The organism is Actinomadura darangshiensis, assembly GCF_004349235.1.
GTDB lineage: Bacteria > Actinomycetota > Actinomycetes > Streptosporangiales > Streptosporangiaceae > Spirillospora > Spirillospora darangshiensis.
Window position 1 is genome coordinate 1 of sequence record NZ_SMKY01000273.1, and the last position, 12070, is coordinate 12070.

A 12070-nucleotide genomic window follows, 5' to 3' on the forward strand; every position below is an offset into this window, starting at 1 on the left:
CGCCCCACCTGTCCGATTAAGGCGCACCCCACCCCACAGGTAAACCCAAGGCCCCCTTCACGGGTCGGCCGACGAAGACGCCTCTTGGACGTGTCAGGCGTAACCCTCCTGGGTTCGAAGCTCAGCCGAGGTCACGGGCAGGCGCGTGGAGCGAGCGCAGCGAGCGGAACGCGCATGCCCGTCGAGCCGGTCGACCGGAGCGACACGACACAGCCCCGCACGGTCACAGCAAGCCCGCACCGTGGCGTGAGGATCGACCGGCTCGCAACGGGGGGTTCCAGGGGGGTCGCCCCCCCTGGGCCAACACAGCCTCACACAGTTCTGCGGCGGAGGGTGGCTGCGCCTGCGAGCAGGGCCACTACCGCGAAGGCGGCGATGACCGCCACGTCCACGGCCAGGGTGCCGGTGAAGTCGGGGCTGGCGCTGATCTCCTGCATGCCCTCGACGGCGTAGGAGAGGGGCAGGACGTTCGCGATCGCCTGGAGCCAGCCCGCCATGTCCTCGCGGGGGACGATCAGGCCGCAGAGCAGCATCTGCGGCAGGACGAACGCCGGCATGAACTGGACGGCCTGGAACTCGGTCCGGGCGAACGCGCTGGCGAACAGGCCGAGGGCCATGCCGAGCAGCGCGTCCAGCAGGCTGACCAGGACCAGTGACCCGAGCGAGCCGTTCAGGTCGAGGTCGAGCCAGGTCAGCGAGATGGCGAGCACGACGGCGACCTGGACGAGCGCGAGCAGGCCGAACGCGAACGCGTAGCCGACGAGGAGGTCGAGCTTGCCGAGCGGCATGGTCATGAGCCGTTCGAGGGTGCCGCCGGTCCGCTCGCGGAGGGTGGCGACGCTGGCCACGACGAACATGACGATGAACGGGAACAGGCCGAGCAGCATGGGCCCGAGCCGGTCGAACAGCATCGGCTGGTCGAACACGTACCGCAGCAGGATCATCAGCAGCGCCGGCACGGCGATCAGCAGCGCGAGGGTGCGGTGGTCGTGCTTGAGCTGCGCCAGGATGCGCCGCATCGTGGCGAGGGTGATGGCGGCGCTCATGTCGTGCTCCCGGCCGTCTCGGTGATCAGGTGGAGGAACGCCTCTTCGAGGTCGGACGCCCCGGTGCGCGAGCGCAGGCCGTCCGGTGTGCCGTCGGCGAGGATCGCGCCCTCGCGCATCAGCAGGAGGCGGTCGGTGCGTCCGGCCTCGTCCATGACGTGGCTGGACACGACGAGGGTGGCGCCGCGGTCGGCCAGTTCCCGGAACAGCCCCCACAGCTCCTGCCGGAGAACGGGGTCGAGGCCGACGGTCGGCTCGTCCAGGACGAGCAGTTCGGGCGTGCCCAGCAGCGCGATGGCCAGGTTGGTGCGGTTGAGCTGCCCGCCGGACAGCGTCGCCGCCGTCTGGTCGCGGCTGCGGCCGAGCCCGACCTCGTCGATGACGCGGGCGACGTCCGAGCGCGGGGCGCGCAGGACGGACGCGAAGTAGCGCAGGTTCTCGGCGACGGTCAGGTCGGCGTACACGGCGGGCGTCTGCGTCGCGTATCCGACGCGGCGCCGCAGGCCGGCCGATCCGGCGGCGTCGCCGAGCACGGTCACCGTCCCGCTCCGGACGATCTGGACGCCGACGAGCGCCCGCATCAGGGTCGTCTTCCCGCAGCCGCTGGGCCCGAGCAGCCCGATGATCGAGCCGCGCGGGACGTCGAAGGTGAGGCCGTGCAGCACCTCCCGGCCACCGCGGACGACCCGCAGGTCGCGCACCTGCACCGCGGGTTCGGCCGCCCGCTCCGGACTGGAACTCATCATGTGTTGAATTTATGCGGACACGGAGCCCCCGGTCAAGGGCTTCGGGCGTGCGAAGGCGCCTGCGCGCAGCAGGATCAGGGCGCGGACGGGGTCAGGACGTGAGGTAGCGCTGGATGGTCGGGGCCACCAGGTCGATCAGGTCGTCCTCGGAGGCGGAGGCCAGCGGCTCGATGCGCAGCACGTAGCGCAGGATCATCAGCCCGATCATCTGCCCGGCGGCCGCCTGGATCCCGAGCGGCGGCGCCTCGGTGGCCTGCGACGCCCGCCCGAACAGGGCGGACGCGACGAACTCGCGCAGCAGCGCCGCCGCCCGCTCGTTCGTCATCGCCGAGCGGAGCATCGCCAGCATCGGCGCGCGGCGGTCGTCGTCCCCCCACACGTCCAGGAACGTGCGGACCATCATCTCGCCGAGCCGCTCCCGCGGGAACGACATGATGCGCGGCAGCAGGACGGACGGGTCCACCGGGAAGCGCATCGCCTCGATGAACACGCCCTCCTTGTTGCCGAAGAAGTGGTGCACGAGCGCCGGGTCGACGCCGGCCGCGCGGGCGATGGCGCGCAGCGACGCGCCGTCGTAGCCCTTCTCGGCGAACAGGTCGCGCGCCTCGGCCAGGATCTTCTCGCGGGTCTCGGTCGGTCCCGGCCGGCGCCCGGGACCGCGGCCCTTGGACTCGGCCGCCTCGGTCACCGGCGCACGCCCCGGCGGGTGATCTCCCCCGCCGGGGTGACTTCCCACGTGTGGTCGGCGGCGGCGAGGTGCAGGCGGGCGAACGCCAGCGCCTCGGCGAGGTCCTCCATGCGCTCGACCCTGCTGGACGCGCGCCGCGTGTTGACCTCCAGGACGACGTGCCCCCGGAAGCCCCCTTCGGCGAGGTTCTCCAACATGGGCCCGCACGGCTGGTTGCCCCGCCCTGGGACGAGGTGCTCGTCCTTGTTCGTGACACCGAGTCCGTCGGCGAGGTGGATGTGTCGAAGGCGGTCGCCCAGGCTCCCCGCCATGTCGACGGCGTCGGAGCCCGAGACGGCGGTGTGGGACAGGTCGAGCGTCACGTACGGGAAGTCCTGGTCGACGGGGTTCCAGTCGGGCAGGTACATCCCCGCCTCCGCGCCGCGCGCCTTGAGCGGGAACATGTTCTCGACCGCGAACAGCACGTCCGTCTCGTCCTGCATGCGGGCGAGGCCCTCGACGAACTCCTTCGCGTAGTCGCGCTGCCAGCGGAACGGCGGATGGACGACGACGACGTCCGCGCCCAGCTCCTCGGCGACCTCCTTGGACCGCACCAGCTTGCCCCACGGCTCGCGCCCCCACACCCGCTGCGTGAGCAGCAGGCAGGGCGCGTGGATCGACTTGATCGGGACCTGGTGGTAGTCCGACAGCCGGCGCAGGACGTTCAGGTCCTGGGACGAGGCGTCCGTCGAGACCATGACCTCGATGCCGTCGTAGCCCAGCAGCGCGGCGGTCTCGAACGCGCTCGGTACCTTCTCCGGGTACACCGACGCGGTGGAGAGCGTGATCGGCGCGTCCGGGACACGGAGCGCCGGTGAACTATCGCCGTTGTGCTGCGGGGTCAAGGCTTCCTCGCCAGGAATGGTCGCTCGGCAGTATTCACGAGATGCGGGTACGCATAGGAAAGACTATGCGGCCGCGGAGGCGATGAAGCACTCGCCCGGAGTGATCCTCGTTTCTCTTGGCTACGCTCTGACTCCGTGGCCGACATCGCGCCGGGCGCCGTGCCCAGCCCCAACATCTGGAACTCCCCGCAGACCTACGAGCTGGAGAACCGCGCCGTCGACCCCGACGGCGTGCTGCCCGCGGCGATGCGGGCGATCCGCCCGTGGCAGGGGGCCGACGTCCTGGACCTCGGCTGCGGCACCGGCTTCCACCTGCCGTTCTTCGCGGCGGACGCGAACCGGGTGATCGGCGTGGAGCCGCACGCGGGCCTCGCCGCGGCCGCCGCGCGCCGCGCCCGCGACCTCCGCAACGTCACCGTGCGCGTCGGTACCGCCCAGTCGCTGCCGCTTGCGGACGCGTCGGTCGACGTCGTCCACGTCCGGTGGGCGTACTTCTTCGGGCCGGGCTGCGAGCCGGGCCTGCGCGAGCTCGACCGGGTCGTCCGGCGCGGCGGCGCGGTCTTCATCATCGACAACGACGCGACCCGCTCCACGTTCGGCCGCTGGTTCCTGCGCGGCCTCCCGAAGTACGACCCCGGGGAGGTCGAGCGGTTCTGGACGCGGCGCGGCTTCACCCGCGAGCCCCTGATGATCCGCTGGTCGTTCCAGAACCGGGACGACCTCGCCGCCGTGCTCCGCATCGAGTTCCCGCCCGATCTCGCCGCCGCCTGCCTGCGCGAGCATCCCGGGCTAGAGGTGGACTATGCCGTGAATTTGTGGTGGCGTTGCCCCTGAGTTACTGACCAGTCGGTTACCGGGAGGAAACGGACCATGGGCCGCGCCGCCAAGACGAGCCTCGTCAGTTCGGGCAGGGTCAGTTCGGGGAGGGGCTTCTCCCCGGCCAGAGCGGCCGGCGGCCTCCTCGCCGCCACCGCCCTCGGCGCGGCCGGCGCCGGCGCGGGCCTGGTCGCCCAGCGCCGCGCCATGCGCCGCCTGCAACTGCGCCCCGACCCGTTCGCGGGCGAGCCGTTCGGCTCCCTGCGCGGCCGTCCCGCCCCGGTCCGCGCCGACGACGGCACCCGCCTGTACGCCGAGGTCGACGGCGCCGACCGCACCGACCTCGCCGTCGTGTTCTCGCACGGCTGGACGCTCACCCAGGACTCCTGGCACTTCCAGCGCAAGGCCCTGCGCGGCCTCGGCCGCCTCGTCTTCTGGGACCAGCGCGGCCACGGCCGCTCCGACGGCGGCGCACGCGACGACTACGCGATCCCCCGCCTCGCCCGCGACCTCGCCGCCGTGATCGACGCGACCGTCCCCGCCGAGACGCCCGTCGTCCTCGTCGGGCACTCGATGGGCGGCATGACCGTCCTGCGCTACGTCGACGAGAACCCCGGCCTGCTCGGCCGCAAGATCCTCGCGACCGGGCTGCTGTGCACCTCGTCCGGCGGCTTGGGCGAGGTCACGCTCGGCATGCCCGCGCTGATCGCGCGCACCACCCACCGTGTCCTCCCGCGCGCGCTCGCCGCCGTGGGCGCCGGCTCCGGCGCCATCGAACGGGTCCGCCACCTCGGCCACGACGCCGCCACCCTCGTCGAGGACCTCGTCGCCTTCGGCCCCGACGCCAGCCCCGCCGCCGTCGCGTTCGCCGAGCAGATGATGACCGAGACCCGGATGGACGCCTTCACCGACTTCTTCCGCTCGATGATCACGACCGAGCTGATCAGCGACTGCGCGGCCCTCGGCGGCGCCGACACCCTGGTCATCGGCGCCGAGCACGACATGCTCACCCCGGTCGAGCACAGCCTCAAGATCGCCTCCTGCGTCCCGTCCGCGCGGCTGGAGGTCGTCCCGTCCGCCGGCCACATGGCCATGCTCGAACGCCCCAGCACCGTCTCCGACCACCTCGGCGACCTCATCGAACGAGCGCGTGTTCATGGCGATGCTGTGGCTTGAGGCGCTTGGGGCGCCGCAAGCCACAGCATCGCGTGCGATCGCTGCATCGCTCCGGCTCGCCTAGCGGCTCGCTGCGCGATCAGTTCCTCGCAGGCTCGGCACTGCCTTCGGACGCGATCGCGATGCCTGAGGTCGCCGCGTGGCGGGGCACCGGCTGAGCTGATCGCAAGACTCCCGTGCTCCGACGTTGTCCGCATCGTCACTCGGTGCCTGCCTACTCGGAGGCGAACACTGTCGGTGCGTGGCTCTAGGCTGCGGCGCATGGCGAAGGCTAAGACGGCCAAGGCGGCCTACCGGTGCTCGGACTGCGGGTGGCAGACGTCCAAATGGGTGGGGCGCTGCGGCGAGTGCCAGACGTGGGGAACGGTCACCGAGGCCACGTCGGCGACCCCGGCCCGGGTCGTGACCGCGGGGCCGGTCAGCTCGCCGGCGCGTCCGATCGGGAAGGTGGACGTCCGGTCCGCGCAGACCCGCCCCACCGGCCTGGACGAGCTCGACCGGGTGCTCGGCGGCGGCATCGTGCCCGGGGCCGTCCTGCTGCTGGCGGGCGAGCCGGGCATCGGGAAGTCGACGCTGCTGCTGGAGGTCGCCGCGCTCGCCTCGACCCCGTCCGGGGGCACCGCCGGCAAGAACGTCCTGTACGTGACGGGCGAGGAGTCGGCCGAGCAGGTGCGGCTGCGCGCCGACCGGGTCGGGGCGATCACCGACCAGCTGTACCTGGCGGCGGAGACGGAGCTGTCCGCCGTCCTCGGGCATATCGACACCGTCGAGCCGACGCTGCTCGTCGTCGACTCCATCCAGACGATCGGCACGTCGGAGGTGGACGGCGCCCCCGGCGGCGTCACGCAGATCCGCGAGGTCGCCGCCAACCTGATCAGGGTCGCGAAAGAGCGCGGCATCACCGTCGTGCTGGTCGGCCACGTCACCAAGGAGGGCGCCATCGCCGGGCCGCGCCTCCTGGAGCACCTGGTCGACGTCGTCCTGTACTTCGAGGGCGACCGGCACTCCCGGCTCCGCATGATCCGCGCGGTGAAGAACCGGTACGGGCCCACCGACGAGCTGGGCTGCTTCGACTTGTCCGACGTCGGCATCGTTGGGCTGCCCGACCCGAGCGGCCTGTTCCTCACCCGGCGCGAGGAGGCCGTCCCCGGCACCTGCGTGACCGTCACGCTGGAGGGCCGCCGCCCCCTCGTCGCCGAGGTGCAGTCGCTCGTCGCGAAGTCGCACCTGCCCTCGCCGCGCCGCGCCACGTCCGGGCTCGACACGTCCCGCGTCGCGATGGTCCTCGCCGTCCTGGCGCAGCGCTGCAAGATCTCCATGCACGAGCAGGACGTCTACGTCTCCACCGTGGGAGGGGTGCGGCTCGCCGAGACCTCCGTCGACCTGGCCCTCGCGCTCGCCGTGGCGGGCTCCACCGTCGAGCAGGCGCTCTCCAACAGCCTGATCGCCCTCGGCGAGGTCGGCCTCGCCGGCGAGGTGCGGATCGTGCCGGGCGTCCAGCGGCGGCTCGCCGAGGCGGCCCGGCTCGGTTTCAAGCACGCCGTCGTCCCGCGCGGATCCCTCGAACTCGCCGACGGATCGCCGCTCAAACGCGCGGATCCGCAGCTCAGCAGCTACGAGGGCATGAAGGTCATGGAGGTCGACAGCCTGAAGCAGGCCCTCCAGGTCTCTTTTACGGCGCCCTGACGGGAGTCACGCCAGAGTATTACTGCACACAAGGGACGCTTGCGACCTGGGGAGGAACCAGCGCACGGCCCGCCTCGGTAAACTGACGCCGTCCAGCGACCTCCGGGGGTCAGGTGCCATCACACGACAGAAGCCATGACGAACGCCGCCGCGCCACGCTGGCCGCGGTGGCTCCGGGTACCCAGATCCGCGACGGACTGGAACGGATCCTGCGGGGCCACACCGGCGGCCTGATCGTGCTCGGCTACGACGGACCGGTCGCGGAGCTGTGCACCGGCGGCTTCGAGCTCGACGTCGAGTTCTCCGCCACCCGGCTCCGCGAGCTCGCCAAGATGGACGGCGCGATCGTCCTCAACGACAGCCACAGCCGCATCGTCCGCGCCGCCGTCCACCTCGTGCCGGACTCGACCCTCCCCACCGAGGAGTCGGGCACCCGGCACCGCACCGCCGAACGCGTCGCCCGCCAGACCGGCCTCCCGGTCATCTCGGTCAGCCAGTCGATGCACATCATCGCGCTGTACCTCGACGGCATCCGCTACGTCCTCGAAGACTCGGCGGCGATCCTGTCCAAGGCCAACCAGGCGCTCGCGACGCTCGAACGCTACAAGCTCCGGCTGGACGAGGTGTCCGGCACGCTCTCCGCCCTGGAGATCGAGGACCTCGTCACCGTCCGGGACGTCAGCGCCGTCGTCCAGCGCCTCGAAATGGTCCGCCGCATCGCCGACGAGATCGAGGGCTACGTCGTCGAGCTCGGCACCGACGGCCGGCTGCTCTCCCTCCAGCTCGACGAGCTGGTCTCCGGCGTCGACGTCGACCGCGAGCTGATCGTCCGCGACTACCCGTCCGACGACACCCGCGCCCGCGGCGTGCGCGCCATCCTCTCCGCCCTGGACACCCTGTCGGCCAACGACCTCCTCGACCTGTCCACGGTCGCCGAGGTGATGGGCTTCGCCGGCCCGGACGCCCTCGACCTGCCCGTCAGCCCCAAGGGCTTCCGCCTCCTCGCCAAGGTGCCCCGCCTGCCGAGCCTGGTCGTCGAGCGCCTCGTCGAGCACTTCGGCGGCCTGCAGAAACTCCTCGCCGCCAGCATCGACGACCTGCAGGCCGTCGGCGGCGTGGGCGAATCCCGCGCCCGCAGCGTCCGCGAAGGGCTCTCCCGCCTCGCCGAATCCTCGATCCTCGAACGCTACGTCTGACCCCGGCGCGCGCCAGCGCAGGCGCGGCTAGCGCAGGCGGAAGATCTGCTTCTCGACCTTCTTGCCCTTCAGGGTGGCGACATAGGTGCCGGGGCGGGCGGGGGTGGCGCCTTTGCAGCCGCGTTCGCGGTCCCACGTCACGTTGTCCACGTAGGGGATGCCGCGCTTGAGGGTCTCCTTGGGCGCGCCGCCCTTGCGGCATTCGGCGGACGACCAGATCCGGTCCGAACCGGACGTGATGCGGACGTCCAGCGTCCCCGTGTCGAACGTGCAGGAGCCCTTGCCGATGCTGACGACCGTGACGCGGAACTCGGGCCGCTCGGCACCGGCGAACGTGTTCTCGGCGGCGGACATGTTGACGACCAGGTCCTTGTCGTCGCAGGGACCCCCGTCCGCCGGCTCCGCCGTGGGCGTGGTCGTCGTGGTGACGGTGACCGTCGGCATCGCGCTCGGCGGCGGCGCGGGGCTCGCACTGTCCACCGCGCCCGCGTCGCGGACCGGTTCACCCTCATCGCCGCCAGCGGAGCAGGTCCAGGCCAGCAGGCCGACGGCGCCGAGCACACTCGCCAGCGCCAACGCGCGGCGCCGCCAGTATCGATCGAGTCCAGATGCATCCCTGTTACGTTCAGTATCCGCCCCCACGCGGTCAGTATGCATTCACCGATCCGGAAAGAGGCGACGACCCGCCGCGTGCCACAATGGCGGCGCGCCATGAACCTGAACTCCGTGTACACCGCCCCGATCCTCGACTGGTACGAGGCGAACGCCCGGGATCTCCCGTGGCGGGCGCAGGACGCGACCCCGTGGGGCGTCCTCGTCAGCGAGATCATGCTCCAGCAGACGCCCGTCGCCCGCGTCCTCCCGGTCTGGGACGCCTGGATGGCGCGATGGCCGACCCCCGGAGCCCTGGCCGCCGAACCGTCCGGCGAGGCCGTCCGGGCATGGGGACGTCTCGGCTACCCGCGCCGCGCCCTGCGCCTGCACGAGAGCGCCCGCGCGATCACCGAGCGGCACGGCGGCGAGGTGCCGTCCGCCCACTCCGACCTCCTGGCGCTCCCCGGGATCGGCGCCTACACGGCCGCCGCCGTCGCCAGCTTCGCGTTCCGGCAGCGGCACGCCGTCCTCGACACCAACGTCCGGCGCGTCCTGGCGCGGCTCCTGTCCGGGGACGAGTACCCGCCCAAGTCACAGACGAAGGCGGAGCTCCACCTGGCCGAGGGCATCCTCCCGCACGACCCGCCGACCGCCGCCCGCTGGGCCGTCGCCGTCATGGAGTTGGGCGCCCTCGTCTGCACGGCCCGCACCCCCCGCTGCGTCGACTGCCCGGTTGCCGGCAGGTGCGCGTGGCAGCTCGCCGACCGCCCCGCCTACGACGGCCCGCCGCGCCGCGGCCAGACCTACGCCGGCACCGACCGCCAGTGCCGCGGCCGCATCCTCGCCGTCCTGCGGGACGCCGAAGGTCCGGTCCCGAAACCGGCCCTCGACGTCGTCTGGTCGGACGCCGTCCAACGCGAACGCGCCCTGGACGCCCTGATCGCGGACGGCCTGGTAGACCCTCTGGAAGACGGCCACTACGCCCTCCCCACCTGACCGCGCCCTGTCACCGTGAATCGGCTGCGCCCCGTCCCGGCGGTGGGTCAGGCGAACGGGATGCCCGCCTTCTGCGCCTGGAGTTCGGAGCGGACGAGTTCGAGGAGGCGCCCTACCCAGTTGCGGCCTTTCCCGCCGCGGGTGATCCAGTGATCGGAGTCGACACCGGAATAGCCGATCGGCGCGTCGCCCGTTCCGAGCAGAACTTCGGCCAGGTCGGGATGCTGCGCGTATTTGGCCCGCAGGAGAGCGGCCATCACGGCCGTCCGCACCTGCGACCAGTTCTCGACTCGCGGCGTCTCCTCAGCGGTCTTCCGGGCCTCGTAAGGCCGCTCGGCCGCGCGGATCCGCTCCCGGGCCTCAGGATCGGCGGTGGACAGGGCCCAGTAGGCGTGCGTGACCGACGGATAGACGACGCCACCGACCTCGATCGCCGATGGATATTCATTCTGCAGGACGTCTATCCCCGCGTCCTCGGGCCAGCCCTTCGGATAGACGCGCCCACCGAAGTGGATCGTCCCGGCGGCGGGTTCCGGCGGGTCGTCGGCGGGACGCCTGGATTCGTACTCCGCATGCGCACGGTCGCGGTCGGCGAAGTATTGCAGCGCCCATTCGCGCATGGCTTCGGTGACGTTCTCGTCCCGGAACCACCCGCCGATCGGAGGCTCACCGACGTCCGTGCACAGAATGACCAGCGGACGGTCCTTGTTGTCCATGTCGCCGAGCGAGTAGTGGCGCTTGTGCTCGGGGATCGCCAGGTACGCCTCCCGCAGCGCCAGCCGGTCGGCCTCGTCCCGTGACTCCAAATACCGGTCGAGCACCGCGAGGCAGCGGCCAGTCGAGTCGGGGCGGTCGTTCAGCCTCTCGATGTCGTCGGCCACCTCCCCGAGAAGCATTTCGGGGGTGAGCCCGAAGCTCGGCTCCGAGGCCTTCCAGCGCCCCAGCTCGAACGCGCTGATCTCACCGCCCTCGGGCACTTCCGTCACCACCCAGCCGCACTCCAGTTTCTGGCGCAGGCCGTCCAGGTCGACCCATTCCCAGCAGTTGATCGCGCCGTCCGCGAACACCAGCAGGTTCGTGAGGTGGTAGGAGAAGTTGTGGATGAAGACGGGGCGGACGACCCCTTCGATCCGCTGCCCGTCCTCGACGCGGTGGATTCGGTTCAACAAGGCGGTCACGCACTCCCAGCAGGCTGCCGGCCGGTCGGCCGGGCATCGGTCATCACGGCGTCCACCGGCCGCATCATGGTCGCGTCGTCCGCCGCGGTCAACGCGAATAATGGCTGGCCGGCCGAGCCGTCGGCCCCATACGGTACGGCCGTGCGAGATCTGCTGGCCCTGCCCAAAGCCCACCTGCACGTCCATCTGGAGAGCACCGTGCGGTGGAGCACGCTCCGCGAGACCGGCACGGCCAACGGCGTGGAAGTGCCCGACGACGTCGGCGTATTCGGCGACTTCGCCTCCTTCTTCGCGCAGAACGACCTCGTCCGCGCCTGCTTGCAGCGGCCGGCCGACTTCCGCCGGATCGCCTACGAGTTCTGCGAGGACGAGGCCGCGCAGGGCACCCGCTACGCCGAGGTCTCCTTCACGGCCGCCGCGCACGGCGAGCGCCTCGGCGATCTGGCCATGCCGCTGACGGCCGTCCTGGAGGGCCTGGACGCCGGGCGAGAGGCCTTCGGGATCGAGTGCCGCCTCATCCTCGACCACTCCCGGCGCCGCTCCGTGGAGCGCGCCTGGCGAACCCTCGACCTGGCCCGCCGCCACGACCACGTGGTCGCCGTCGGCCTCGCCGGCGACGAGTCCCACCCCGGCGACCCGTTCACCGAGGTGTTCGCGGCCGCCCGCGACGCCGGGCTCCACGTCGTCCACCACGCGGGCGAGGGCGAGGGCCCGGCCAGCATCAGGCAGGCGCTCGGCCCGGGCCGCACGGAGCGCCTCGGGCACGGCATCCGCATCCTGGACGACCCCGACCTGGTCGCCGAGGTACGCGAGCGCCAGATCCCCCTGGAAGTGTGCCCGTCCTCCAACGTCGCCCTGGGCTTCGCCTCGACCTTCGAAACCCACCCCCTGCCCCGGCTCCACGACGCCGGCCTGCTCGTCACCCTCAACACCGACATCCCGGCCCTGATAGACACCCCTCTGACCACCGAATACACCCGAGCCCACGAGACAAAAAAAAAAAACAAGAAGAGATCAGACACTGATGACACAATAATGAAGAATCAGTAGTTTAACACTCCAGC

General features: G+C 71.5%; 12 protein-coding genes. 6 read left to right on the forward strand and 6 right to left on the reverse strand.

Translation table 11 applies throughout. The features are described 5' to 3' along the window. Positions 1-311: 311 nt before the first annotated feature. From E1293_RS37200 to E1293_RS37215, 4 genes are all read right to left on the reverse strand, one after another. Complete coding sequence (locus tag E1293_RS37200) at positions 312-1046, reverse strand: ABC transporter permease (RefSeq protein WP_132203194.1); 735 nt, start codon at positions 1044-1046, stop codon at positions 312-314. Beyond that, positions 1043-1792 (reverse strand): ABC transporter ATP-binding protein, encoded by a 750-nt coding sequence (locus E1293_RS37205; protein WP_243717112.1) that lies wholly within the window; start codon positions 1790-1792, stop codon positions 1043-1045. Before E1293_RS37205 ends, E1293_RS37200 begins: the two co-directional genes overlap by 4 nt. A gap of 91 nt (positions 1793-1883) precedes the next feature. After that, positions 1884-2480, reverse strand: a complete 597-nt coding sequence (locus E1293_RS37210; RefSeq protein WP_132203196.1) for a TetR/AcrR family transcriptional regulator — start codon at positions 2478-2480, stop codon at positions 1884-1886. Next, positions 2477-3364 carry a sugar phosphate isomerase/epimerase family protein gene (locus E1293_RS37215; protein WP_132203198.1) on the reverse strand — a complete coding sequence of 296 codons (888 nt, stop codon included), beginning with the start codon at positions 3362-3364 and terminating at the stop codon, positions 2477-2479. Before E1293_RS37215 ends, E1293_RS37210 begins: the two co-directional genes overlap by 4 nt. A 135-nt stretch (positions 3365-3499) precedes the next feature. Between E1293_RS37215 and E1293_RS37220 the strand changes: the two genes are divergently transcribed. From E1293_RS37220 to disA, 4 genes are all read left to right on the forward strand, one after another. Then, complete coding sequence (locus tag E1293_RS37220; RefSeq protein ID WP_132203200.1) at positions 3500-4198, forward strand: class I SAM-dependent methyltransferase; 699 nt, start codon at positions 3500-3502, stop codon at positions 4196-4198. A 36-nt stretch (positions 4199-4234) separates the two neighbouring features. Then, complete coding sequence (locus E1293_RS37225) at positions 4235-5356, forward strand: alpha/beta fold hydrolase (RefSeq protein ID WP_132203202.1); 1122 nt, start codon at positions 4235-4237, stop codon at positions 5354-5356. Between the two features lie 261 nt (positions 5357-5617). Continuing rightward, a complete protein-coding gene (radA, locus tag E1293_RS37230; RefSeq protein ID WP_132203204.1) occupies positions 5618-7042 on the forward strand; it encodes a DNA repair protein RadA in 1425 nt (474 codons plus the stop codon). A gap of 113 nt (positions 7043-7155) precedes the next feature. After that, a complete protein-coding gene (gene disA / locus E1293_RS37235; RefSeq protein WP_132203206.1) occupies positions 7156-8238 on the forward strand; it encodes a DNA integrity scanning diadenylate cyclase DisA in 1083 nt (360 codons plus the stop codon). Between the two features lie 27 nt (positions 8239-8265). Here the strand turns inward: disA and E1293_RS37240 are convergent, their stop codons facing one another. Next, entirely contained in the window at positions 8266-8814 is a 549-nt protein-coding gene (locus E1293_RS37240) for a hypothetical protein (RefSeq protein WP_132203208.1), read from the reverse strand. A gap of 135 nt (positions 8815-8949) precedes the next feature. On the opposite strand from E1293_RS37240, the gene E1293_RS37245 reads away from it, so the two are divergent. Then, positions 8950-9828, forward strand: coding sequence for an HhH-GPD family protein (locus tag E1293_RS37245; RefSeq protein WP_132203210.1), 879 nt, complete (start codon positions 8950-8952; stop codon positions 9826-9828). A 47-nt stretch (positions 9829-9875) separates the two neighbouring features. On the opposite strand, the gene E1293_RS37250 is transcribed toward E1293_RS37245, so the two are convergent. Further along, complete coding sequence (locus tag E1293_RS37250) at positions 9876-11192, reverse strand: NADAR family protein (protein ID WP_132203212.1); 1317 nt, start codon at positions 11190-11192, stop codon at positions 9876-9878. Here E1293_RS37250 and add point away from each other — a divergent pair. Beyond that, positions 11148-12056: an adenosine deaminase gene (add, locus tag E1293_RS37255; protein WP_132203214.1), complete on the forward strand. Its 909-nt coding sequence runs from the start codon at positions 11148-11150 to the stop codon at positions 12054-12056. The genes E1293_RS37250 and add overlap by 45 nt on opposite strands. Positions 12057-12070: the final 14 nt, after the last annotated feature.